At 28.9% G+C, this 26,413-nt stretch carries 25 protein-coding genes and 1 pseudogene; 3 read left to right on the top strand and 23 right to left on the bottom strand.

The features are described from left to right. Positions 1–105 precede the first annotated feature (105 nt). The 21 genes and pseudogenes from OW729_RS03775 to OW729_RS03675 form a co-directional block, all read right to left on the bottom strand. A complete protein-coding gene (locus OW729_RS03775; RefSeq protein ID WP_268060117.1) occupies positions 106–948 on the bottom strand; it encodes a protein kinase domain-containing protein in 843 nt (280 codons plus the stop codon). Between the two features lie 222 nt (positions 949–1,170). Continuing rightward, positions 1,171–2,541 carry a GntP family permease gene (locus OW729_RS03770; RefSeq protein ID WP_268060116.1) on the bottom strand — a complete coding sequence of 457 codons (1,371 nt, stop codon included), beginning with the start codon at positions 2,539–2,541 and terminating at the stop codon, positions 1,171–1,173. Positions 2,542–2,662: 121 nt separating this feature from the next. Continuing rightward, positions 2,663–4,381, bottom strand: coding sequence for a dihydroxy-acid dehydratase (ilvD, locus tag OW729_RS03765; protein ID WP_268060115.1), 1,719 nt, complete (start codon positions 4,379–4,381; stop codon positions 2,663–2,665). A 242-nt stretch (positions 4,382–4,623) separates the two neighbouring features. After that, a complete protein-coding gene (locus OW729_RS03760) occupies positions 4,624–5,298 on the bottom strand; it encodes a FadR/GntR family transcriptional regulator (RefSeq protein ID WP_268060114.1) in 675 nt (224 codons plus the stop codon). 142 nt (positions 5,299–5,440) lie between these two features. After that, positions 5,441–6,463 (bottom strand): sugar kinase, encoded by a 1,023-nt coding sequence (locus tag OW729_RS03755; protein ID WP_268060113.1) that lies wholly within the window; start codon positions 6,461–6,463, stop codon positions 5,441–5,443. 11 nt (positions 6,464–6,474) lie between these two features. Continuing rightward, positions 6,475–7,128 (bottom strand): bifunctional 2-keto-4-hydroxyglutarate aldolase/2-keto-3-deoxy-6-phosphogluconate aldolase, encoded by a 654-nt coding sequence (locus OW729_RS03750; protein ID WP_268060112.1) that lies wholly within the window; start codon positions 7,126–7,128, stop codon positions 6,475–6,477. A 178-nt stretch (positions 7,129–7,306) separates the two neighbouring features. Beyond that, on the bottom strand, positions 7,307–8,068 hold the full coding sequence (locus OW729_RS03745; protein ID WP_268060111.1) for an IclR family transcriptional regulator: 762 nt from the start codon (positions 8,066–8,068) through the stop codon (positions 7,307–7,309). A gap of 221 nt (positions 8,069–8,289) precedes the next feature. After that, positions 8,290–8,757, bottom strand: a complete 468-nt coding sequence (locus OW729_RS03740) for a hypothetical protein (RefSeq protein ID WP_268060110.1) — start codon at positions 8,755–8,757, stop codon at positions 8,290–8,292. Positions 8,758–8,784: 27 nt separating this feature from the next. Continuing rightward, complete coding sequence (locus OW729_RS03735) at positions 8,785–8,922, bottom strand: hypothetical protein (RefSeq protein WP_268060109.1); 138 nt, start codon at positions 8,920–8,922, stop codon at positions 8,785–8,787. 33 nt (positions 8,923–8,955) lie between these two features. Further along, the gene (locus tag OW729_RS03730; RefSeq protein ID WP_268060107.1) at positions 8,956–9,147 is read right to left on the bottom strand and encodes a hypothetical protein; all 192 of its coding nucleotides are present in this window, start codon (positions 9,145–9,147) and stop codon (positions 8,956–8,958) included. 67 nt (positions 9,148–9,214) lie between these two features. Beyond that, on the bottom strand, positions 9,215–9,400 hold the full coding sequence (locus tag OW729_RS03725; RefSeq protein ID WP_268060106.1) for a hypothetical protein: 186 nt from the start codon (positions 9,398–9,400) through the stop codon (positions 9,215–9,217). Positions 9,401–10,086: 686 nt separating this feature from the next. Continuing rightward, complete coding sequence (mtnA, locus tag OW729_RS03720) at positions 10,087–11,127, bottom strand: S-methyl-5-thioribose-1-phosphate isomerase (RefSeq protein ID WP_268060105.1); 1,041 nt, start codon at positions 11,125–11,127, stop codon at positions 10,087–10,089. 13 nt (positions 11,128–11,140) lie between these two features. Then, positions 11,141–11,296, bottom strand: coding sequence for a hypothetical protein (locus OW729_RS03715; RefSeq protein ID WP_268060103.1), 156 nt, complete (start codon positions 11,294–11,296; stop codon positions 11,141–11,143). A gap of 261 nt (positions 11,297–11,557) precedes the next feature. Further along, a pseudogene (locus tag OW729_RS03710) lies at positions 11,558–11,662 on the bottom strand (hypothetical protein); the annotation flags it as partial. A 15-nt stretch (positions 11,663–11,677) separates the two neighbouring features. After that, positions 11,678–12,349, bottom strand: a complete 672-nt coding sequence (gene mtnK / locus OW729_RS03705) for an S-methyl-5-thioribose kinase (RefSeq protein ID WP_268060101.1) — start codon at positions 12,347–12,349, stop codon at positions 11,678–11,680. A gap of 219 nt (positions 12,350–12,568) precedes the next feature. Then, a complete protein-coding gene (locus OW729_RS03700; protein ID WP_268060099.1) occupies positions 12,569–14,728 on the bottom strand; it encodes a YhgE/Pip domain-containing protein in 2,160 nt (719 codons plus the stop codon). A gap of 342 nt (positions 14,729–15,070) precedes the next feature. Beyond that, the gene (locus tag OW729_RS03695; RefSeq protein ID WP_268060098.1) at positions 15,071–15,712 is read right to left on the bottom strand and encodes a YidC/Oxa1 family membrane protein insertase; all 642 of its coding nucleotides are present in this window, start codon (positions 15,710–15,712) and stop codon (positions 15,071–15,073) included. A gap of 30 nt (positions 15,713–15,742) precedes the next feature. Further along, positions 15,743–15,994 (bottom strand): hypothetical protein, encoded by a 252-nt coding sequence (locus OW729_RS03690; RefSeq protein WP_268060096.1) that lies wholly within the window; start codon positions 15,992–15,994, stop codon positions 15,743–15,745. Positions 15,995–16,252: 258 nt separating this feature from the next. Further along, entirely contained in the window at positions 16,253–16,414 is a 162-nt protein-coding gene (locus tag OW729_RS03685; protein WP_268060095.1) for a hypothetical protein, read from the bottom strand. 61 nt (positions 16,415–16,475) lie between these two features. Beyond that, entirely contained in the window at positions 16,476–16,952 is a 477-nt protein-coding gene (locus OW729_RS03680) for a ferritin-like domain-containing protein (RefSeq protein WP_268060093.1), read from the bottom strand. A 132-nt stretch (positions 16,953–17,084) separates the two neighbouring features. Beyond that, positions 17,085–18,194: a Y-family DNA polymerase gene (locus OW729_RS03675; RefSeq protein WP_268060092.1), complete on the bottom strand. Its 1,110-nt coding sequence runs from the start codon at positions 18,192–18,194 to the stop codon at positions 17,085–17,087. 238 nt (positions 18,195–18,432) lie between these two features. Between OW729_RS03675 and brnQ the strand changes: the two genes are divergently transcribed. Further along, positions 18,433–19,755, top strand: coding sequence for a branched-chain amino acid transport system II carrier protein (brnQ, locus tag OW729_RS03670; RefSeq protein WP_268060090.1), 1,323 nt, complete (start codon positions 18,433–18,435; stop codon positions 19,753–19,755). A gap of 97 nt (positions 19,756–19,852) precedes the next feature. Then, on the top strand, positions 19,853–20,332 hold the full coding sequence (locus OW729_RS03665; RefSeq protein ID WP_407647632.1) for a DUF4883 family protein: 480 nt from the start codon (positions 19,853–19,855) through the stop codon (positions 20,330–20,332). Positions 20,333–20,526: 194 nt separating this feature from the next. Here the strand turns inward: OW729_RS03665 and OW729_RS03660 are convergent, their stop codons facing one another. Then, the gene (locus OW729_RS03660) at positions 20,527–23,454 is read right to left on the bottom strand and encodes an insulinase family protein (protein WP_268060089.1); all 2,928 of its coding nucleotides are present in this window, start codon (positions 23,452–23,454) and stop codon (positions 20,527–20,529) included. Positions 23,455–23,980: 526 nt separating this feature from the next. On the opposite strand from OW729_RS03660, the gene OW729_RS03655 reads away from it, so the two are divergent. Continuing rightward, positions 23,981–24,832, top strand: coding sequence for a pentapeptide repeat-containing protein (locus OW729_RS03655; protein ID WP_268060088.1), 852 nt, complete (start codon positions 23,981–23,983; stop codon positions 24,830–24,832). A gap of 144 nt (positions 24,833–24,976) precedes the next feature. Here the strand turns inward: OW729_RS03655 and OW729_RS03650 are convergent, their stop codons facing one another. After that, entirely contained in the window at positions 24,977–26,359 is a 1,383-nt protein-coding gene (locus tag OW729_RS03650; RefSeq protein WP_268060087.1) for an ABC transporter substrate-binding protein, read from the bottom strand. Positions 26,360–26,413: the final 54 nt, after the last annotated feature.

Here is a 26,413-nt window from a genome sequence, read left to right as displayed (position 1 = left end):
TCTTCATTATAATCTAAAAATTACAATAATATGTAAAATTAAAAGGGGTAATTATAAAACGGATTTATTTAAATAAGTTATTCCATATCTTTATAGTAATTATATTTAATTCCATAACATTTTGCTTCTTATGATTAAATTACATATTGCTGATACAATTACTCCTGTAAGTGCTGCCCCTCCCATAAGTATTGTTTTAAGCTTAAATCTGCTCTTTTTTTCAACTCTGATATCCACCTCAAAAATTCCTGTATTAGTATCAAGACTACTTGAAACAGTAGATTTAGTATATTTGTTGTCTTTCAATAAATTTATTATTATTTCTTTTTTTAATTCATGGATTGATACATACCTGTCCTTAGAATCAATCCTAAAACATTTTTGTATAATGTCTTTTACACTATAATCAACATAACTAGAATAATTTTCATCTATGAGAGGTTCTAAATATATAGATGGCAACTTTCCTGTAGCCATAAAATACATTATTGTTCCAATGTTATATACATTTTGTTGATTATGCTTTTTCAAGTCATATTCTCCTATACAAGTATAGTCACTGTCAATACTATAAACAATATACTTATTATCAATAGACCTAGTTTCTTGTGACATCCCTAAATTAGATAAGACAATCTTTTTATTTGAAGTTATTATTATATTAGCTGGATTCAAGCTTCCATATGTAATAACCTCATTTAATTTATTTAGATAGTTTACAATATCACATAAACTTAATACAATACTATATATATCATCCTTTAATAAAAACCCATTCTTATTAACGTATTTCTCTAGTGATATTCCTTCTACATACTCTTCAATTACATAAATCTTTTCATTATCAAAGCATATATCAACTATTTTTGATATTCCCAAGTCATTTAGTTTCTTTACTTCTTTAATTATTTCACATTTTTTCTGTATACTATCTCTTTGGTTAAACATATTTCACCTCTTAAACAAATATTTTCGTATATTACACTTAACTAATATACGAATAATAAACTAAATTTAAGAGGGTGCATATTTAAAATTTTATATTTTTTATTTGAAATATATTTTGCAGGTTTTCAAACACCAAAAACTATCATGATATTTTATATGTAAAAAGACTTTTATAACTATTAAGCTACAAAAGTCTTTTTTTACTGCAGTTTAATTTTAAATTTACATTAACCCTGGAAGCACTCCTTGGAATAATGATAAAATAGATACTGCTGCAAGTATTGCTAATCCTGCAATAAACCCTCCGATTGTCCATCCTCTAATAGTGTCACTAACAGAAATTTTAAAGAATCTACTAATTGCCCAAAATCCAGAATCATTTGGAAGAGATAACCCAATACCTCCTGCACAAATAGCAATTCCACATAATATTGGTGAAACTCCTGAAGATGCAATTGTTGAGGCAAGTATGGATGCTGTCGTTAAAAGAGCAACAGTTGTAGAACCTTGTGCGCAACGAATTATTTGAGAAATGATAAAGCAAAGTACTAAAATTGGAATAGCAAATCCTGATAGAGCTGTTGCAATATAATCTGCAATTCCTGTAGACTGAAGAACTTTACCATAAGCACCTCCTGCACCTGTGATCAAAAGAATTAGCCCAACTTGGTCAGCAGCTTCAGTCATAATATCTGAAACACCACTTTTTATATATGGCATGGAAATAAGCGCTGCATAAATAACACCAATAAGCATAGCTACATTTTTATCACCAATAAACTTAAGTAAAGGGGTTAATCCACTCTCTTTTCCAAGAATCATTGATCCAAAGCTTCCTGCTAAAATAAGTAAAATAGGTACAAGAAGTATAGATAACGATTTCATAAAACTTGGTTTTTCTTTAGAATCCTCTGTTGTTGATACTGATTCTTCTAATATTACATCTTCAAAAGAATATGTATGATTATTTTTATGATCAATTTTATCAATATATTTTCCGTATATAATTCCACCAACAAGCGTTCCTATAAAAGCACAAACTAAAGCGTATATAAAGAATACACCTACATCTATTTTTAAAGCTTCTGATACTGCAAGTGGCGCTGGAGTTGGAATAACTAAAGCATATGTACATGTAGTCGCAACAGAAAGTGCTCCAGCATATGTTACCATAGAAACTCCTGTCTTTTTAGAAAGAACTCTAAGCATCGGTGCAAACATAATATAAACTACATCACCAAATACAGGAATCCCTGTAAGAAAACCAGACACAGCAATAGCTTGTGGTGTGTTCTTTTCTCCAAACTTTTTAAGAATAGTATTTGCCATTACTTCTATACCGCCTGACTCAAACATAAACTTGCCAAGCATAACACCAAGGCCTGTTACAATACCTATACCTGCCAAAGTGTTTCCAAATCCCTTAGAAACTGTAGTTGCGATATCTTCAACGGGCATTCTAACTAGAACTGCTGTAGCTATAGCTGTAAGCAATAATGATACAAATGCATTTAATTTAAATCTTATAATAGTTACTAATAAAACAACGACTGAAAGTAAAAATACTCCAATTAATAATGGTCCCGTTAACATAGAAACTCCTCCCCTAAAATTAATATTAAAGATTAGATTAGATTAAATGAATTTAATGTATTTTAAAAATTATTTCTAAGTTTACTATGATTTAGATTGCCTTAGAGGAATATATGGAGTATTATTCCATATATCCGCCTTTCATTGGTGATACTGCAAGCTTTGTGTAAATTCCTAAAGCACCTTTAGTATATTTAGGTGACGGTTTTATCCATTTTAATCTTCTTTCCTTTAATATTTCTTCAATTTCCTCTTCTGTTCTTTCTTCTCCTTTAACTCCAACTATGGCAAGCAATCTTTCTGGTATATTTATCTTTATAAGATCCCCATCTTCAACTAATGCTATAGGACCTCCTTCACTAGCTTCTGGAGATACATGTCCTATTGCTGGTCCTCTTGTGGCACCTGAATATCTACCATCTGTTATAAGAGCTATGGATTCAACCAACTCTGGATCTGAAGCTATTGCTTCTGTAGTATAGAACATCTCTGGCATACCTGACCCCTTTGGTCCCTCATATCTTATAAATACTGCATCTCCGGGCTTAACTTCTTTTGTAAGAACAGCCTTTAATGCATCTTCTTCACAATTATAAGTTCTAGCTTTTAATACAACACTCATTAATTTTTTAGATACAGCTGAATGTTTTACTACAGCACCTTCTGGAGCTAAATTTCCTTTTAATATAGCCATTGCACCTTGAGCTTGAATTGGATTATCTTTAGATTTTACTATATCTTCTTTTTTAATTCCCAAAGCCTGAAGGTACTTATTACAAGTTTCATAATATCCAGTTTTCTTTAAATCATTTAGATTCTCTCCTAAAGTTTTCCCTGTAACCGTAATAACATCTAAATGTAAAAACTCTTTAATTTCCTCCATTATGGCTGGTACTCCACCTGCATACCAGAAATAAGCTCCTGGATAAAATCCACTTGGTCTGATATTCAATATATAAGGAATTCTTCTGTGAATCTCATCAAATAAGTCTGCTTCTATTTCTATTCCAAGCTCATGAGCAATTGCTGGTATATGAAGTAAACTGTTACTTGAGCCTGCTATAGCAGCATGTACCATTATTGCATTTTCAAAAGCTTTTTTAGTCATAATTTCCGAAGGTTTAATTCCTATTTCAACTAGTTTAAGAGCGTGTTTTCCTGCATTTCTAGCTGACATTTTAATATTCTCTGATGTAGCGGGCATAAGTGCTGTTCCCGGAAGTGCAACCCCTAAAGCTTCTGCCATAACTTGCATTGTGGATGCTGTACCCATAAAAGAACATGCTCCGCAGCTTGGACAAGCATTATGTTTTAAAGTAGTAAACTCTTTTTCTGATATTTCTCCTCTTTCATACTGTGCACTGTATGTTCCTATCTGCTCTAAAGTTAGCATATTAGGCCCTGCATCCATTATACCTCCTGGAACTACTACAGTCGGCATATTAAGCCTAGCTAAAGCCATAAGATGTGCCGGCATTGACTTGTCACAACTTGTTATAAATACCCCCGCATCATATGGAGTTGCCTCTACATGTGTTTCTATCATATTAGCCATAAATTCTCTTGAAGCTAGAGAATAATTCATTCCATCATGTCCTTGTGCTTGACCATCACAAATATCAGTTACAAAAAACTTAGCTGGTCTTCCTCCAGCACTATTTACACCAGTGCATGCTTCTTCAACTAATACATCTAGATGAGCACTTCCTGGATGACTGTGTCCAAAGCTACTCTCTACTATTATTTGTGGTTTTGAAAGTTCCTCCTCTTTCCAACCTGAACCTAGTCTTAAAGAATCCATCTCTGGTGCTTTTGCTCTTATTTCTTGACTTCTTAGCATTTTAAAATCATCCTCTCTAAGTACTTGTATGACATATATTTATGTATTTATTGCTATTTTCCAGACTTATCGAGAGTTTTTATAAAAAAATATATTTTTTTACCTCACTTGTCTTACAAGTATATTTTAATTTGAAAACGTTTCTTTGTCAATAGATTTTATTCACTTTATGAAAATGAGTTTCATAAAGTGAAAAACCATCCATGTATAATACATAGATGGTTTTATTTATCAACTTAAATTTACTTCTGTATATTTTTTAGCTCTTTTATAGTTCTCTCTATATGTCTTCTTACAAATATTCCAGCAAGTTCAGCATCTCTATTCCTTATAGCATCTAGTATAAGCTTATGCTCCTTAATGCCTCCACCAGGTCCTAATGTATGATATAACCCTCTTTGATGATAGTCAAGTATATCTCTTAACATCTCATTTATTTTTATAATTAATGAGTTTTGTGTACCTTCTGCTATCTTCATATGAAATTCTAAGTCTTTTTCCGTAAATTTATTCATATCTCCTTGATACTGAAGCATTTCATTATATGATTCTTCTAACTCTTTTATTATATCTTCACTGCATCTCTTAGCACATAGTTTAGCACTTTCAACATCCATAACCAGTCTTAATTCTAAAATTTCTATATAGTCATACTTATCCAAAGTAAGTATAGGTATTAAATTATTTAGATAAGTAGAAGTAGATAACTCACTAACAAAAGTCCCTTCCCCTTGCTTTTTTATTAGTATGTTTAAAGCCACCATTTTTTCTATAGCTTCTCTAACGGATATCCTACTTACATTTAGTTCTTTTGCTAATTGTGGTTCAGAGGTAATTTTTGTACCAGGGTTCCATTCACCACTAAATATTTTCTCTTCAATCGCTTTAAATACAATATCACTTGTTCTTACCTTCATGTTCTTCTCTCCTAGTATAAAATGTAGTATAATCATTGTTTTTAATATATTATACTGTATATTTATTACATTGTCTTGTGAACTTGTCTTTATAAGAATGAAGAGTACCCATCAGATAAGATATCTTTATAACCCTTTAGTATTACCTTCTAACACTTCCTGATATATTTCCATTTACAATCTCCATAACTTCATCAACAGTTACTAAATTAGCATCTCCACCAATAGTATGCTTTAGTGCAGAAGAAGCTACTCCAAATTCAAGAGCTTTTCTATAATCATTTTCCATAATTAACCCATAGATTAACCCTGCGGCAAAAGCATCTCCTCCACCTACTCTGTCTTCTATATTAAAATCATACCTGTTTGATTGGTATATTTCTTTTCCGTCATAAATAACAGCAGATAAAGCATTATAAGAAGCTGAAAAATTTTCCCTCATAGTCGTTACTACATACTTTATATTAAATTTCTCTATCATCTTACTAAAAATTTCTTCAAATCTCTTAATATGAATTCCTTCTTTTGCAAAGTCAGCTACTTGATATTCATCCTTTTTTTCCTCTACACTGCTAAGCCATCCAAAACATACATCTACGTCCTGTAGTAACCCTAGCATAACATTTTCAAATTCTTCCATTTTCCAAAGTTGTTTTCTATAGTTTAAATCCAAACTTATTTTAACACCATTTTGCTTTGCAGCTTCTACAGCTTTCTTTGCAATTTTTATCCCTTTTTTTCCTAGAGCAGGAGTAATTCCTGAAAAATGAAACCAATCTGCATCCTTAAATATTGCATTAAAATCAAAATCCTCTGGATCTGCTGTAGCCATTGAAGAGTTTTCTCTATCATATACAACTTTAGAAGGCCTTATAGAAGTTCCTTTTTCAAAAAAATATATACCTAATCTATCCCCACCTCTAGCTATATAATTAGTTTTAACTCCAAATTTCCTTAAAGAATTTAGTGCACTTTCACCTATTGGATTATCTGGAAGTTTACTCACAAAATATGTATCTAATCCAAAATTTGCTAGAGATATAGCTACATTGGCTTCTGCACCTCCATAAACTACATCGAAGGATTCTGCTTGAACAAATCTTTTATGACCTGGAGTAGATAGTCTAAGCATTAATTCTCCCATAGTTACAACTTTTTTACTCATGTCTTTTCCTCCTAGGCTAAGCCCTCTCTTGTCTCTTTAACTTTATTTACAAATTCTCTTGATAAGCGAGCAACCTCTTCATAATTTCCTGTTTTAGCTCCTTCAATGAGTTTTCCACCAACACCTACTGCAACACACCCATTTTTAATCCATTCAGCTGCATTGTTTATGTCAACTCCACCTGTTGGCATAATAGATACTTGTGGAAGTGGTGCTTTTATTGCTTTAACTATACTTGGTCCATACGCACTTCCTGGAAATAATTTTATTACATCTGTTCCAGCTTCTAGAGCTTTTATCATCTCAGTTATAGTCATACATCCTGCCATATAAGGAATTTGGTATCTGTTACAGAGTTTTGCTGTTTCTAAATCAAACCCTGGACTAACTATGTATTGTGCTCCAGCAAGTATAGCTATTCTAGCTGTTTCACTATCTAAAACTGTACCCGCTCCTACTATAAGTTCTTCTTTTGTAAACTTTTCTTTTAAAGCTGTAATTACCTTATCTGCATTAGGAACTGTAAAAGTTACCTCAATAGCAGGTATTCCACCTTCTATACATGCTTTAGATATTTTTTCGGCCATATCAGCATTATCTGCTCTAATAACTGCAACTACACCTACATCTGTAATCCTTTTTAAAGTATCTAATTTTTCTCTCACTATAATTATCCTCCTATATATTCGTATAATTTATTTCATTATACAAAATATAGTTTCATATATCAAAACAAATATTTTTTATATTTTAAAATTATCAACTTCTATCCCTTTTTATATGTATCATTCTTTAAAATTCTTATTATTATATATTTCTTGAAATAAAAGAAACTTGACTACATTATCCTCTGTAGCCAAGTTCCTTAGATATTTTTTCTGCATATTCAATTATAAGTTTCGAAAATTCTTCTAATTTCTCTTGAGTAAAACTAATTATAGAACCTGAAATACTTATAGCCCCACATACTTCTCCTTTATAATTAAAAATTGAAGTTCCTACACATCTTACTCCAATTTCATTTTCTTGTTCATCTACTGCATACCCTTTTTTTCGTACCTCATTTAAATATTTTTTGAATTCATTAAAATCAGTTATAGTATGTTCTGTAAGTTTTTCTACATTACTTTTATTCCATATTTCCTCAATTTGATCATCTTCCATATAAGATAAAATAGATTTACCTACAGCAGTACAATAAAGAGGTCTTCTATTCCCTATTCTAGAGTGTGTCCTTATTGTATTTTGTGATTCTTCTTTTCCAACATAAATGATTTCAGTACCTTCTCTTACAACTAAATGTACCACTTCATTAGTCTTTTCCACTAACTCTTTTAGATATGGTCTTGTCACCGTAACCAAGTCCATTTTCTGTATTTTTTTATTTCCAAGTTCAAATAACTTTAAAGTTAACTTATACTTATTTGCTTTATCTTCTTGCTCAACATATCCCTTATATATCAGTGTAGCTAGTAATCTATGTACAGTGCTTTTATGTAGGTTTACCTTTTCACTTATTTCAGTAATACCAAGCCCATTTTCATAATCAGATAACACTTCCAATATAGAAAGGGATCTATCTACGGATTGTACTATTTCCTGCATTCTTTTTTCCTCCCTTATGTGTTCTATTTCAATTAATTATATCATAACTTTTTTATAATTTAATACGTCTTTTACATGTACTATCTAATTCTAAGCAAATAACTTCTTAATTTTCACAAAAATTTATATTGAATAATTTAATTCCACGTTTAGTACTTGAGTAAATTACATAATTAAAAACTAGAGAATGCAAAATGTAAGTTTCTCAATTAGATAAATGATTATTGCTTATTATTCGTCTTTGTACTTTGGTGAACATTGCTTATAGTTGATAAAATATCATGCATAAAGTTGCTTCCTCTGCTTATTAATAGTCCTGTTAAAATCATTCCTAAATAAGGAATTGATAGTTGTATACCTACCATATATAAAAAGTCTACTTCACTTGCAATTGCTAAAAATATACCTATAGCCATAGCACATACTCTATCAACCCATTTTTCTATCTTAAATGGTATAGCCATTTTAATAGTTTCCCATGTAGCCTCACATATCATAGATAAAATAATAACACTAAAAAAATCCATATACTCTCCCCCAAAGATTGATTTTCTAAACTGAAATCTTATATTCTTACTGATATCCTCTTTGTAAATTTTATATTCTACAATATTCATTTTTATACTATAACCTATAAAAATATTTATCATTTCAAAAGAAAAGGCTGTCAAATACGATATTTTAATCATATTTGACAGCCTTCTTATGCAATTATACTAATCAATTATTTCTCCGTTAAAACTTTTATATTCGGAAGGATTTTTTTTATTTCCTAATGGCCTATCTTTAGGTTTCACTCCATCATGTTTTCCACCTTTTTTATGGGCTTCACCTTTTAACATCTCTTTTTTCATACTTTATTACCCTTTCTAGAATAAAATATCAAATTATTTCCCTTCATACTTTGAAAGTAATTGTTGAAGTTTTTGAGCTTGATAAGCGCACTCTTCTGCAAAATTTTTAAATGCTTCATTTACTTCTTGGCTATCTACTTGCTTTGCATATTCTTGATAATCTCTCACGTTTTCTTGTGCATCAAGCACTTTTTGTTTTATTATATCTTTTGTATTTAATTGCATAACACCACTCCTCTCAAATCTAATATTTCCGTAAATAAAAATTCTTATACTGTTAATAAATAGCTTTCTAATTCTTTTTATTATCATATACATCTATTTTATTTATAATATTATTTTCATCAGAAAACTCCTCTGGAAGTGTATCAATATTTTCTTTTTTATTAGCTATAAAATCATCCTCTATTTTTAAAACATAATTACTTGGCAAGTCTCCAAGATCTATTTCAATATTTTTATTTCTTTTTCTATTCACTAGACTCTCTCCTTTCAAAATTAATTTTCCTCTGAAATAAGTGTTTTATTCTAATTCTCATGCAATTTCCTCAAATATAATAAGACTAATGATAAAATATGCTTATCAGTAGTCTTGAATTTGTTATACTAATTTGTCTTTTAGGGATTATTTTTAAATTTTTCAAACCCAAACCCTATTTATGTTGCTATAAAAATATATTTTAACTTCATAAATAATTCAAATCAATTATGATTTTTTACAAAACTAAAAAGAAGTGAAATTTCACTCCTTTTTTGTATTAAGAATTTTTTTTATACATAGAACACCAACTAGTATTCCTATTGTTAGAAAAGATAAAAAACTACTGCAATAAGGTATTACATAATCTAAAGTACTGCCACTTCTAGTAAATATTTTGGATGAAATTGGAATAAAAAAAATAAAGAGCAAATCAATAAAAAAAATAATTTTATACATGTGTGTCTTCAAATCGCTTACTCCTTTTCATAATTTAGATAGATAATGTTTAATATCATTAGCAAATATAATAGTAAATAAAGCAATCATAAACATTAGACTTAGTTTTAATAAAAAATTTTTCTTAATCCTCTCCTTAAAATTTATATGAATTATTATAGCATAATTTTGTTATTTTTACAGTATATGTATCGTGTATTCATTGCATATACGTGAATAATTATTCATTATTTTTTAAATAACTTTTTTAGATTTTCTTTAAATGGAGGATAAACAATTCCCTTTTCAGTAACTATTGCAGTTATATTTTCATGAGGAGTAACATCAAAAGAAGGATTATAGGTTTTTACCCCTTTAGGTGCTGTCCACACACCAAATCTACAAGTAATTTCTTTTGAACCTCTTTCTTCTATGGGAATTTCATCTCCTGTTGGTGTACTTAGATCAATTGTTGGTGTTGGAGCAGCTATATACATAGGTATTCTAAAATATTTAGCTAAAATTGATACATTAAATGTTCCTATTTTATTTGCAGTATCTCCATTAGCAGCTACTCTATCGCACCCAACTATAACTGCATCTACTTTTCCTTGTGCCATGACAACTGCCGCCATATTATCAGTTATAGTGGTTACATCAATTCCTGCTTGATATAGTTCTAAGGCAGTTAAAGTAGAACCTTGTAGTCTTGGTCTTGTTTCATCTGAGTAAACCTTTATATGCCATCCTTTTTCATAAGCAAGATAAATTGGCGAAGTTGCCGTACCATACATTGAAGTAGCTAGTTGTCCAGCATTGCAATGAGTTAAAATACCCATATTATTTTTTATTAATGGCATAAAGTTTTCCCCAATAGATCTGCAAATTTCAATGTCTTCTTTATGAATTCTTTTAGCTTCCTCTCTCAAAATTTTCTTTATTTCTGATATAGGTTTTTCTCTTGATTCTTCTGCTTTTTTCTTCATCCTATTAAGAGCCCAGGAAAGATTAACTGCTGTAGGTCTACTAGAATTCAAATAATCTGCTTTTTCATTTATAATTATCCAAAAGCTTTCTTCTGGTACATCTTTTATTCCGAAATATAATCCATATCCAGCAGCAACACCTATAGCTGGTGCTCCTCTTACAATCATATCTTTAATAGCTGTCCAAACACCTTCTATTGAATCATACTCAATGTATTCGATTGCATTTGGAAGTTTAGTTTGGTCCAGTAATATCAATTTATCTCTATTATCATCCCATTTAATTGCAAGTAGTCCTTCCATACAAAATCCTCCTTTATATTTGTTCTTTAATTAACTTAACTAATCCACCTATACTATTTATTTCATTTCTTCTAATCAGCATTTCTTGTCCTATATTTAAAGCAAGCCTTTGAGCCTCAGCTCTCTCTTCTTCATTCTTTATAAAATCTAAGTCTGGTACATGTGCCATTCCCAAAACTCTTCTCATTATTTCACAAGAAGCAAAACCTATAGTCTCATGTAACAAATTGTTTATATAATACTCTTTATATCCCTTGACTCCAGTTGTAATTTCTTTGGAATCATTATCCCAAAGCTGCCCAAAATCTCTTTCAAATTCATTCCATATTTCTTTAATAGACTCTAATAAATATTCTCTAAAATCTTCAATTTGCTTATTTGATTTATCTTTTCTACCTTCCCAAGAAGAATAATTTAATATATAGTTTGCAAATAGTAATCCTATATCATATCCATAGGGACCATAAAAAGCAAATTCAGTATCAAAAATAACTATTCTATTCTCAGAAACAAAAATCGAACCTGTATGTAAGTCCCCATGTAATAGCGCCTATGCTTTAGTCATAAAAAGATTCTTTAATTTACTTGTTTCCAACCTAACCTTTTCATTTTTCCATAGTATTTTAGCATCTTCCATAATATATGGATTTACATTATTCGATTCTGCATTCATATATGGATCTGTTAAAACTAATTTTTCAGTTATATCACATAATTCAGGGTTTATAAATTTACTTATCATTTTCTTTTTCTCAATAGGACCAACGCCTAAATCTGATGTATAAAAAAGATTTCTAGATAAAAACTTTCCTATCTGTTTTGAAAGATTAGGATATCTTTTCATCTCCATAAAACCTGTTCTTAAAATATCCATACTCCCTAAATCTTCAGCAACATAAAGACAATTATCCTTGTCCACTTTATATATTTTAGGAACAAATCCATGGCAAGCTTTTTCCTGTTCAAACATAGCCTCAGCTTCTATTCTATTTCTATCTAAAGTTAACTTCCACCCTTCTCCTGCTATTCTTAAATAAGGCAAAGCTTGTTTTACTATAACGGACTTTCCACTGTTTTCTCCTTTAATTCTAAAAACTAAATTTAAATTTCCATCACCTATTTCTTCTGCTTTAAGATTTTTCTCTTTATAAAAGATATTTAAGTTCAAATTTCTTATATATTCAACTATTGATTTACTATTCATTTTCTTATAATCTGCCATAAAAAGCCCTCCCAAATATTCTTATATATTACTATATGGTCTAACTATATTCCGATATACATACATAAATGTATTTTTTATGCATCCTTTCTTTTAATATGCTATATTATTTTGATTTACACACATCTTTAACCTATTAAATAAAGTTTTCAATATATTTATTTACATAACCTAAATAAAAAAACACCCCATGTAACAACATGAGATGTTTAAGTTTATTTAATGTCCTACTAATCCACATTCCTTTAATTTACTTACTAGTTTTTCATTCATATTTTGTAACTTACCTTTTAATTGAACACTTAATATTAAAGGTATAATAAAATATACATTCAAAGTAGCTACATCTTTAACAAGTACATTCTTTATAATTCCTCCCACAGTTTCCCTCATTCCTCCTATAGCATACGTAAATGGTAAAAAAGGATTTAACATCTGGAAAAATGTTGGAGTTACCTGTATCGGAAAAGTACCCCCAGATGCAGATATCTGAAGTACTAAAAGAACTACTCCAATCGCTTTACCTACATTTCCAAAAATAGAAACTAAAGAATATACTATCATGGAAAACACTATACTTATAAATACAGACATTAGCACAAATGCTAATTTATGTGCAACATAGGTTTTCAGTAAGAATATATCTCCTATACTAACAATTAATGCTTGACATATAGCTATAGTCACAAATGTTAAATATCTTCCAAAATATATATCTGAGGTACTTAACTTCACTCCTTCCATTTCTCCTACATGAGTTGAAAGAAGTGAAACTAAAAGTAATGCTCCTACCCATAAAGATAATGTTGTAAAGAAAGGTGACATACCTGATCCATAGTTTGGAATCGGAAATATTTTATTCTCTTTTATATCTATAGGGTTAGATATAAAGTTACTCTCGCTTATTGCATCATTTTTCATTAATGATATAATTTCATTTAACTGCGAATCTGCATCTAATTTTCTAAGTTTACCTGCCACCTCATGAATTGACTTTTGTATAGGTGGAAGTTTTTCTTTGAGTACTTTGATAAGTTCATTAGCTTTTTTTGTACCATCCGCACCCTTATCTAATAATCCTGTTAGTTGTGGTAAACTTGAATTAGCATTGTTTAATATTGTTATAGTACTATCAGCTACACTTGTTAATTGATTAATCGTATCATTTATAGCAGGTACTATCTCTGAATCATATCTTCCTATAATTCCTTCTAAAGATGATGAAGCACTTTGAGATCTATCTCCAAGCTTATTCAATAAATCCATAGACGGTTGTTGTCCTTTATCTATAGAAGCTATTACATTGTTTAATGTATCTATTTTACCGTTTAAATTATTCTTTATAGAAGCAAGATTTTCTTTGATTCTATTTAAAGTTCCATTACTATTGTCTCTATCTAGATAATTTAATAAATCCATTATACTATTTATATTATCAACAGCATTAACATACTTTTCCCTTGCCCTTACAAAAAACTCCTTAGCTTTAGGTGCACTTTGAGATATTACATCTATTCCCTCTCTTGTTAGTGATTCTGCACTACTAGTTAAATCTCTAGCAAGTATTAAATCTTCCTTTATATAAGGAGCAGTTTTCTGTAATCCATCTTTTGCTTTATTTAAAAATACTACGCTAGTATTTACTATACCCTTTGCTTTAAGAATAGTATCTTGAAGTAATGGAATATCTTTTTTTACATTTCCTAAAAATTCTTCTAGAGTAACAGTACCTTTTTCTAGCGCATCTATCCCTTTGTTTATTTCAGGCATTCTATCATCTACATATAATATCATACTAATTAATTCTTTGAGTTTAGGCTTACTTTCATCAAGTTCTATACCTAATTTGTTAACAATTTCTAAGACCTTCCCATTTACCATTTTAACAAAAGTCTTTGATACTTCACTTTGTACAGTAGTTACTCCTTTACTAGTAATCTTAGGTGCTATAGCATTAACTTTTTCATTTACAGAGTAAATTAAACTAGGCTTTTCCTGCTTATCTTTTACTATCGTTAAAAGTTTCTCTGAAAAATCCTCTGGTATAAGCACACTTGCATAGTATTTCCCAGTTTCAACACCAGCCTTAGCTTCTTTTTCATCAACAAATTTCCATCCTATTTTATCATTACTTTCAAGTTGTTTTACTATGTCTTTTCCTGCATCTACTCTAATATCTTTAAAATTAGCACCATTATCCTTATTTACTACAGCAACAGCTATGCCATTGGTATTAGAATAGGGGTCCCAAGAAGCCTCTATATTGAACCAAGCATACAGTGATGGTAAAATCATGAGTCCTGTAATTATTACTAAAGCAACCCAATTTGTAACTACCTTTTTTACATCTCTTTTGTAAACTTTCAATGCATTTTTCATAAATTTTACCCACTCCTGATTGTTCCGAATATTTTATCGTTAAGTTATAAAATTATTATTCCCTATAATATCAAAAACATATTATAAATGATTCTATATTTAAATTCAAGTATATTTGTAGTAATTTGTCTAATTATTGTATTTATTGTTTCATTTCGAAAAACTCATTTCAACATTTAGTAAAGTAATATATTTACATTACATAATAAAATGCAATCTCCCTTTAAAATACATATGTATTTTAAAGGGAGTAATATTTATTATTTTACTTTTTAATAATCTTAGTATCAAAATTATATTTCAAACCTTTATATCATAATAGTCATTTCTTAAAACATAATTTTAAGCTACACATTTTTTATTTGAATATATTGAATATATTATTTGCTCTGCCGCAGAATAAAGACTAGTAGCTATCATATATAAGGCTATAGCTGCTGGAGCTTTTACTAAAAATAAAATGCTGAATCCCCCTATCATTACTAGATTCATAGGAGTAAGTTTACCAATTGATGTGTTCTTAAGAATTCCAATAGTACGCAATATATTGGGTAACAATTGAACTATCGCAGTAAACATAGGAAGTATAAAATATGGATCTGCAACATTTAAAGTTGAAATCCAAGGAACTAACTTTGTTCCTACCTCTACCACCATAGATGAAAATACTTTATATAATGAATACATTATTGGTATCTGCGTAAGCATAGGAAGACATCCTAATAAATTTACTGAATTACCCAAATAGATTTTTTGAAGTTCCTCATCTAATTTAACTTTATTGTGTTTATATTTTTCTTTTATCATTTCTATTTTTTTTGAGGTTTCCTGCTGTTTTTCCATAATCTTTTTTTGTTTTATAGACATTGGTAAAAATAAACTTTTTACCAATAAAGTCAAAATAATTATAGCAATACCATAGTCTCCAGTTATACCATATAATCCATTAAATATGTTGTTAAATACTGTGAAAATAATGTTCATTTTCTAATCTCCTTTAAAATAATTTAGAATTTAAACCACTACTTTCACAAATCTGCTTTCAACACAAAATCGCCATACATCATATTTCTCATAAGATACATAATCCTCTATAATAAGCTTGTTTAAAAATTGAGATACCTTAGCAATCTGACTTTCATTAATATTCTCACTTACTATCTCATTCTTTAGTTTATTAATAGAAAACTTTATGTACGATAAGGTAACAATAAAAAAACTTATACATAAAAAAATATATAGCGAATTATTAAAATCAATTTTCATATTAAATTCCACCTATATTAATACTAAAATACTTATGACGTATTATACCACACATTGATAATATAATATACTTCATTTGATAATTTTTAAAAAAATGTTAACTTAAAATTATTTATTTTGAGTTACTAATTTAACTATAAAAAGCTGCTTGCTAGCAGCTTTTTATAGTATCTTAATCTTTTATTACTATAGTAATATTCACTTAATTTAAAATCACCATTACTACATATAAATTACATAGTAATTTGTTTCTAGAATCTATCTTTTTTGATTTTTAGGATTTCCTTTTCCAGTTTGTTTTTTAGCATCTTCTATTTGAAATTCACCAGCAGCTTCCATATTAACTTTTTCAAGCTTTCTATGTATTTTCTCTGCCTCTATATTATTATTCTCCCTATTTAATTTTTTTCTTTTTCCCATTATACTTACCTTCCTTTTAAAATTATTATATATTTTATTGTTTTTTAGCTAAGTACTCCGGTTATTTAGGATTATACATTCCTTTACTTTCCATATACTTATATACAGCTTCCCCATGTTTTTGTTCTTCTTTTTGTATATGGTTTAGCAAATCTCTAGCATTAGTATCTCTAAATTCAAAAATAGTTGTATCATAAGTTGATGAAACATATTTTTCAGTCATTAATATATCTTCACATAATTTAGAATCAGCAACAACATTTAATCCAGCCCCTGCATTAGCTGTATTTGCAGGCATAGCTTGAGCAGCTTGTTGATTTGTTCCTTGTGAATTCATATTTGGAATTTGACCACTTAATAATTGGTTAATGCTATTTAGATGTTCCTTTTCTTGATTTAAATTACTTGTAAATATTTGTTTAAGTTGAGGGTCTGTAGCTTGATTTGTATAATCTGTATATTTGTCAATACACAATTGTTCATGGCTTTTTTGATCCTCTAAAAGATTTCTTTCTTTCTGTGTTAAATTTATATTCATAATATTTCCTCCTCTCTTTTTCCCCCTTAGTTTATGTAATATAAGCTTTTTTATTCTTTTTGATCCGATGTCTAACCGTTAAAATTTGATTTTAAATAAGAAATATTTTCATGTTTATTTTCAGCTTATAACTTATGATTGTTCATTATCAAAAAATGAAATTTGAAAAGAATCCTGTGGTGATAAACTTGATACCCTTACCCCTAAAAGTCTTATTGGATCTTTCCTCCAAACTTCATCAAACAATTCTTTTGTAATTTTTAAAATCTCCTCTTTAGAATTGACATACTGGTCTAACTTTCTTTGGTGTGAGTATGTTTCAAAGGAACTATTTTTAATAGTAACACTGATAGATGCACATGAATTTTTAGAATTTCTTAACCTAGATGTAACTTTATTCACTAAATAATATAAAATCTCATAAGCTTTATCTTTCTCCTTAACATCATAAGGTATAGTAGTTGAATTTCCTATCCCCTTCATTTTTGCCTCTATTTTTTCTCCTACTATTGACTCGTCTATACCATTGGCATAGTTCCAAATAAGTATTCCATATCTTTTAAATTTATATTGTAGTATTTCTAGATCATATAAAGCTAGCTCTCCAATAGTATTTATATTTAACTCTCTAAGCTTACTAGATGTCGCCTTGCCAACCATAAATAACTTTTCTATAGGCATAGACCACATCTTTTTCTTTACTTCAAAATCAAATAAAGTATGAATCTTATCTGGTTTTTCAAAATCCGAAGCCATCTTAGCTAATAGTTTATTACTTCCTATACCAATATTCACTGTAAAACCTAAATTATTCTTTATTGACTCTTTTATACTATTGGCTGCTTCTATATAATTTTTAAAAGAATATTTAATATGTCCATAATCAATAAACCCCTCATCTATTGAATATCTCTCCACTTTGGAAGAATATTGTTTCAATATGTTAAACATTTTTTTACTATATTCTATATAAACATCAAAATTAGGTGGAACAATCTTTAAATCAGGGCACTTTTTAAGAGCTGTAGCTATAGGTTCCCCTGTTTTTATGTTATATTTTGTAGCTGGTACTGATTTAGCTAAAACAACCCCTCTTCTTTTCTGTCTATCTCCTCCAACTATAGAAGGAATAGTCCTTAAATCTAATTTGTCTCCCATTTTCAATCTATGTGTGGCTTCCCAAGACAAAAAAGCTGAATTTGTATCTATATGAAAAATAATTTTATTAATCTCATTTTTCATTATAATTCCCTCTCTTTTTATATTTTTATAAAATAATAACTTCCATAACCAAGTCTTTATATATTTAAAATAAATTAAAATATTAATTTCTATAAACTTTAACTTAAAATTAAAATCACTTGATATTATTATATAGGAACATATGTTTGTTTTCAATAATCCCAATTTTTTTTATTTGAATAACTATGGGTTTATATGTTATCATTTTTTTTGTATTTACTTTTTAAGGAGGCTATTTATGAATAAAAAATTTAAAGATTTTGCAATAATAGGATTTGCATTATTTGCAATGTTCTTTGGTGCTGGCAACTTAATCTTCCCTCCATCATTAGGAAAATCAGTTGGCTCATCATATTTAATATCTTCAATAGGTTTTATAATAACAGGGGTTGGGCTCCCTTTACTGGGCATAGTCGCTTGTGTTAAAAGTGGAGGAAGCTTTGAAAAAATGGCTTCCAAAGTAAATAAACCTTTTGCTGTGATTGCCACAACTGCCTTGATTTTATCAATTGGCCCTATGTTGGCTATACCAAGAACAGCAGCTACAACTTTTGAACTTAGTATTCAACCTTTATTTCCTAGTATAAGTCCTTTTGTAGCTGTATCAGTGTTCTTTTTGATAAACTTATGCTTTGTATTAAGACCAACTTCATTAATTGATAATATAGGTAAATTTTTAACTCCTATACTTTTATTTATGTTGAGCTTAATAATCATAAAAGGTTTTATTTCCCCTATAGGTCCTATTATTAATACAGGTTATACAAATGTTTTTTCTAGCTCATTGTTAATGGGGTACCAAACAATGGATGCTATGGCATCTGTAATTTTTGCTTCAATTATAATTTCTTCTGTTAAAAGAAAAGGTTATACTTCTGACAAAGAAATTTCTTCTGCAACTATAAAATCTGGTTTTGTTGCAGTTATAGGACTTAGTTTTATTTATGGCGGACTTTTATATTTAGGATCTCAAACTGCAACTTTGTATGCTGATAATATTCCTAAAACAAAGCTAGTTATGGAAATATCTCAAAAGGCTCTTGGGAATTTTGGTGGAATAGCATTAAGTATTTCTGTTGGAGTAGCATGCTTAACTACTTCAATCGGATTAATTGCCACTGCTTCTCAATTTTTTACAAACCTTTTTAAAAATAAAATTTCATATCAATTTAATGCAATTATAATAACTGTAATAAGTATGATTATTGCATTAAGAGGTGTGGATAAAATAGTAGCTTTAGCAGACCCAATATTGCAAATACTATATCCAATAGTAATTGTTTTAATTATTTCCAACTTACTTACTGATTTTATTAAAAACAATAAGATTATAGAAATAACAGTATATGTGACTTTATTAATTTCTATTATAAGTACAGTAAGTAATATGGGAATTAAGGTATCTTTATTTGAGAGCTTATTAAAATTTATACCTTTATCTTCTCTTGGATTTGCTTGGGTAATCCCTGCATTAATTGCTTTTATTATTTCTTTCTTTGTTCTAAACAATAAAAAAAAAACTTCTATAAACACAAATAATTCAGCGGAAAGAGTATCTTAGAAAAATGTTGCTATGCAACATTTTTTTTATTGAGTAATAAACCTTTTTGTATAAACATATTTTGTTATATACAAATAAAAATGAGGTGACTTTAAAATTGAAAAAAGGTAGCCTTATAGTGTTGATATTAACCCTTTTATTATCAATCTTTATAAGCTTTAAAATGTATCTAGGTAGAGAAAAACCATCAAACTACTTCTATACAAATTTATTAGCAAAAAATATTACATTATCTGATAAATATGAAATAAAAGTTCTTGATACTAACTTCTATAAAACTGAAACACTATCTGGAGAAGACATTCAAATAATTAGACATTTTTTAAAACAACTTAGAAAACCTAACTTTATTCAAAAACCTGTAACTTTAAATAAAAAACCTGAGTACAAAATATTTTTCACATTTCAAGACACTAATGAAAAATACATAATAAATGTATACGACAACGAATTTATATCTGTATATCCTTGGGATGGCGATTTTTATATGGATTACATAGATATGAAAAATATTCCTGTAAGATATAATATGTATTCTCTATGTAAAGATTCTTTTGTTAAACAGCCCAATATTTAGAATAATACTCTTTTAAAGTAAATCCTAAAAGCCACTATGAAATTTCTTTTATTCATAGTGGCTTATTTTCAATTGCATAATTAAAAATTTGAATTACGTAATGCAAGTTTCATTTAAAAAAAGAATTTTTCTAAACAGTTAACAATAAAACTTGCATGAAGTTATATATCTATAGAATTATTCAATTTCCTCACTTAATTAAATACATCCACTAAATTATAAAATACATCCTCATTTTGTCTTAATTTAGATTCGTTTCCAAGGACACATATATAATTTTCACTTAACCCCTCTTTTATCATCTTAGCAAAACCTTTTATGTCTTCTCTAGATGTATTCAAGACCTCATTTCTTTCTCTTTGAACATCTTCAGCAGTAATATTACTTAAATAATAAGCTAATGCCTTATCTGCCTTCATAGGAGGAGTTAGCGGTGTATCTAAATTACTTATAGTTCCTATTATATATTTTGTCATCTCTCTCTCATCAGCTTCAAAGTTTTCTAAATACTCATATAACTTATCATAAACTTCTAATGTTTCCTTTAAATTAGGATCACGATAAGATCCAAAAAACATATTTCCACTTCTTCCGAAAGAAGCAAAAGCTCCATATGCACCACCTAAAACTCTAACCTTATTCCATAAATAATCTAGACTCACTATTGTTTTTAAAACTTGAAGACTTCCGCTATACTCATAACCTAATTTTCTATAATTAGATCCTTTTGCTACATATTGTACATCTCCTTGAGTCATAAGTCCTTCATTATAAGCTTTAATATCAAAATTATAATTTTTAGATTCAACTTTATCCTTACTCAATCTATTCACAAAAGAACATATATTTTCTTCTACTTTTTTATAATCTTCTTTTTCTACAGCTGCACTTAATAATAAGTTATTTTTATTAAATATTTCCTTAGACACCTTTGATAATTTAGAAATTATTTCATCAGATTTGGAATCAAATTTTTCATCTAATTCTTCTATAAACTTATAAAAATTCAATCCTGATATATTTTCTTCATAAAATCCTATAGGTGAAAAATATGAAAATAACCTATTAGCTGCAACAATATGACCACCATCAAAAATAGCCATTTCTAATCTAGATTTTAATTCTTGTATAATCTCCTTTAATCTTTTTTTATCATCAAATTTAGTTTTAAGAATTACTTCTTCTAACAACTCACATAATCTTGGTAATTTATCTACTAATGATTTAGATTTAACTAAAAACTTCGGTACATATTCTCCTGGGGTATTATTTATTAGATAGGTTACTGAAGCATATCCTATTCCACCAGTAGAGATATTAATTTCATTTGATAAATCCATATAATTATAATTTTCAGTTCCCATTTTACCTAAAACTGCAGATAATAATCCAATATAAGGTATGTCTTGCTGTTCAACTGTCTTAGTATCAAATATAAGCCTTAAATAAGCAATTTTATTAGTAAACATTGGATGAAGTAATACCTTATTTCCACAAATATCTTTCTCCTCTATTGGAAGATCTTCTATTTTAGGCTCTATGTCTTTTAAAGAAAGTAGTGGAATCTTTTCTAAATCTTCTGGCTTTTCTCCAGTAATTTGTCTTTCTCTTAAAGCTATTGTGTCCTTAACTAATTTATCTATCTCTACATCACTAAGAGATTTTTTGTAATCACTTAATTTTTTTCGTACTACATCTGCCCTTTCTTCAGCCATACCAGGTCTTGGTTTTAATAAAAGTAAACTGCAATGATTACTATCTATTAAATATTGCTTTATAAGTTTTTCAAAATAATCTGTAGTAAGAGCTGCCTTTATTTTTTCTAAAGGTGCTTCATATCTAAGATGAATTAAAGGATCTTTATCGTGAAGCCAGCTATCCATAGCTTTTGTATAATATAATAATCCTTTAGGATAAGTTCTTGTATCCCCTTCTCTTAATCTAAATTCCTTTATATTTATAGAAGCCTCTATTAACTTTTTATCTAAGCCTTTTTCGGAAAGTTCTCTTAAAGTATCAAAAACTATATTCTTAAATTGTTCTTTTTTGCTTTCATCAGAATTTTTAACTACTATACTAAATACTGGTTGAAGTATACTATTATCATAAAATCCGTAAACATCTTTACCTATCCCAGCATCTATAAGAGCTTTTTTAAGAGGTGCTGCAGATGTCTCTAATAATAAATATTCCAATATTTCAAAAGCCATAGATATTTCAGGATTTGTACACTCACCTACTACAAAGTTTAAACTTAAAAAAGCCTTATCTTTCCCATTATCATTAGGTGATACTGGGTAATCTCCATTAACCTCTTTTATACCATTAAAAGTTTTTTGAATATCTATGTGAGAATCTATCTCCATTTTATCAAATTCATTTAAATACTCATCATTTATAAATTTAAGTTGTTTATCTAAATCTCCATCACCATACAAATAAATATAACTATTTGATGGATGATAATATTTTTTATGAAATCCTATAAATTGCTCATAAGTAAGGTTTGGTATATCACTAGGATCTCCTCCAGATTCTACACCATAAGTTGTATCTGGGAATAAAGATTCTTGAATTTTTCTATAAAGAGCATCTTCAGGGGATGAAAAAGCTCCTTTCATTTCATTATATACTACACCTTTATATGTTATTTCTTCATCCTTACTGTTTAATTCATAGTGCCATCCTTCTTGAGCTAATATCTCTGGATATTTATATATGTTAGGATGAAAAACTGCATCCAAGTAAACATCCATTAAATTTAAAAAATCTTTGTCATTTTTACTTGCTATAGGATATATAGTTTTATCTGAAAAAGTCATTGCATTTAAAAAAGTATTCAATGAACCTTTAGCTAATTCTACAAAAGGATCTTTAATTGGAAATTTTCTAGAACCACATAAAACTGAATGTTCTAATATGTGAGGAACCCCCGTACTATCCTCTGGTGGTGTTCTAAATCCTATTGCAAAAACTTTATTGTCATCGTCATTTTCTAGACTTAAAAGTTTAGCTCCACTCTTTTCATGAAAAAATACTCTAACCTTTGAATTTATTTCTTTTACATGATTTTCTTCTATTAACTTAAAACCATGATATTCTTTGTTTACTTCAAATTCCATTAAATCTCCTCCTAATCTATATGTATATATTATATATTCTACCAAAACTTTCTCTAAAAAATATACACTTATGCAATTTTCTTTTAAATCTTTATAAACTTATAAAATAATTTTCTTTTAAATCTTTATTTTTAAGTCTTTCATTTAAACAAATTGTTCCTATATATAAAATTCACCTTTTTCTACTTTTTAATACCTAATAATCTTTAATTTAAGACTCTATTTTTAAAGAATGTAAATATCTTTCTTCTAAAACTTCCTTTAATAGTCCTAATACTATATTTAAAATTATACAAAATCAAAAATTTGCTAAACCATAGTCTAATTTAAATATATATGTGTTTTACTCAAATTAACATTATAACTATATAGTCAATCCTTAATTTAAATACCAAACAATAGAAAATATAAAATAGATTTATTTATTACTTAGATGGCTTGGTATATTGATGTTGAAACACACCATGTATATGTTATAATTTAAAAGTAAAATTTATTTATATTTTTCTAATATGAGGTACTAAATATGATATATAAAAATAAAGATAAACTTAATAAAGAATTTAGAGTTGACTGCAAAAAATGTTTTGGTCTATGTTGTGTAGCATTATACTTTTCAGCTTCAGAAGGTTTTCCCACCAACAAAGACGCCGGTAAGCCTTGTATAAACTTACAATCAAACTTTACCTGTTCTGTTCACAAAAATCTTAGGGCTAAAGGCCTTAAGGGATGTACTGCCTATGACTGTTTTGGTGCTGGTCAAAAGGTAGCTCAAATTACTTACGCTGGCCAAGACTGGCAACAAAACCCTGAATCTGCTAAAGAAATGTTTGAAGTATTTCTAATTATGAGACAGCTTCATGAAATGTTATGGTATCTTACTCAAGCATTTATCCTACAAAAAGACCACTGTGCCCAACAGGAAATAAGTTCATTGATAGACAATACTGAACGTCTCACCCTTCTTAACCCTGATTCTTTATTAGTACTAGATTTAGAAGCTCATCGAAGCAAAGTTAACATATTACTTAGAAGTACAAGTGAACTAGTACGTACTAAAGCTATAGGCACAAAAAATAATTCTTTAAGAAATCAGAAATCAACCCCTAAACGATTAGATTATTTTGGCGCAGACCTTAGAAAAACTAATCTTAAAGGTACGGATCTTAGGGGCGCATGCCTCATTGCTTCAAACCTTAGAGGAGTAGATTTGAGTGGAGCTGACCTCATCGGTGCTGATTTGAGAGATGCTGACCTTAGTGGAGCTAATCTGACAAATAGCATCTTTCTTACCCAAGCCCAAATCAACACGGCTAAGGGCGATTCCAATACTAAACTACCTATAATGCTAGTTCGTCCACCTTATTGGTCAAAGTAATTAAGTACTTTGATATGTAAAAATAGCTTATTATTAAATTTTAAACAATAAGCTATTTTTTATTAATCAATATTCTAATATTATATATTTATCAAAAATTACATTTTTATAAAAACTAGTGCAAAAAAATTAGTTCTTCTGCCTTTACTTATTATTTTGATTATAATTTTTTATTGCTCCATTTATTTTTTCAGCTGCATTTTGTATTGATTGCTCTGGAGTTTGAGTTCCTTGAATCATTTTCTCAATATTCATTTCTATAGTCTGTCTTGCTTCTGAGAATATTCCTAACAAAGCTCCCTGTGTAACAGAATTTACTGGAGTATCATGTAATTGGTCTATAGCTGTTTTAAATTGAGGATATTTCTTTAAATGATCATTCATTTCAGGAACATCATAAGCTTTTTTAGTTATTGGGAAATACCCACTCTTACTATTCCAATACACTTGCTGTTCTGGAGAAGATATATACTTTATAAATTCCCATGTTGCATTTTTCTTCTCTTCAGAACCATTGTCAAGCGCCCATAAAGATCCTCCACCAATTACTACTCCTCCCTTGTCTGTATCTGTTATACTTGGAAGATATGCAGTTCCAATTTCAAATCTGTTTCCAACGCCTTTTAAGAATCCTCCTAAACAAGCAGTAGATTCAAGTATCATTGCACTTCTACCTGCTGTAAAAGCATTTTTAGTATCATCTACTTTTCTTCCAAAATTTCCTACAGCACCAGTATCAATAAGCTTTTTCCATTCTCTTAATATATTCAAACCAGTTCCATTTTTATCCCATTCAACTTGTGTTACTTTACCTTTCCTTCCATTTTCATTATTTCCATAGAAAGCTCCTTGTTTTGCTAACAATTGTTCAAAAAACCATCCATATATACACATTGAAAATCCATATTGTGATATCTTGTCTCCATCTTTTTTTACAAGTTTTTTACTATACTCTTCTATTTCTTTAAAATTCTTAGGTGGTTTATTGGGATCAAGCCCAGCTTCTTTAAAAGCAGTTTTGTTATAATAAAGTATAGGGGTAGAAGAATTAAAAGGCATTGAACATAGTTTGTTATCAACAGTATAATATCCTAAAAGGTTAGGCTCCAATTGAGAAATATCAAATTGTTTATCTTTATCAATAAAATTTTGCATAGGAACTGTCCAACCACTGTCTATCATAAATCTAGTTCCTATATCATAGACTTGGCAAATATCAGGGCCTGATTTTCCCTGCATAGCAGTTTTAAGTTTCGTTAAAGCATCATCGTATTTTCCTTGGTACTGAGCAGTAACATGTATGTTCTTATGGGTTTTATTAAAGTTATCTGTCATGGTTTTTACTGCTTCTCCATTAACTCCTCCCATTGAATGCCAAAACTTAAGCTCTATAACCTTTCCGTTGGACGTCTCTTTTGAATCAGTTGGCCTATTATCTGCCTTTCCAGCGTTGTTTGCCCCACATCCTACTAAAGAAAATACTATTGATGTTGCTAAAGTAATTGAAAGAATTTTTTTTAATTTCATAATATATTCCTCCTTTAATTACATATTTATTTAATACACAAATTTAAAGATGTT

Source organism: Clostridium brassicae (assembly GCF_026738875.1).
Classification (GTDB): Bacteria; Bacillota; Clostridia; order Clostridiales; family Clostridiaceae; genus Clostridium_H; species Clostridium_H brassicae.
The sequence above is the reverse complement of the archived record's forward strand: the minus strand, read 5'-3'. Positions and strand labels throughout refer to the sequence as shown.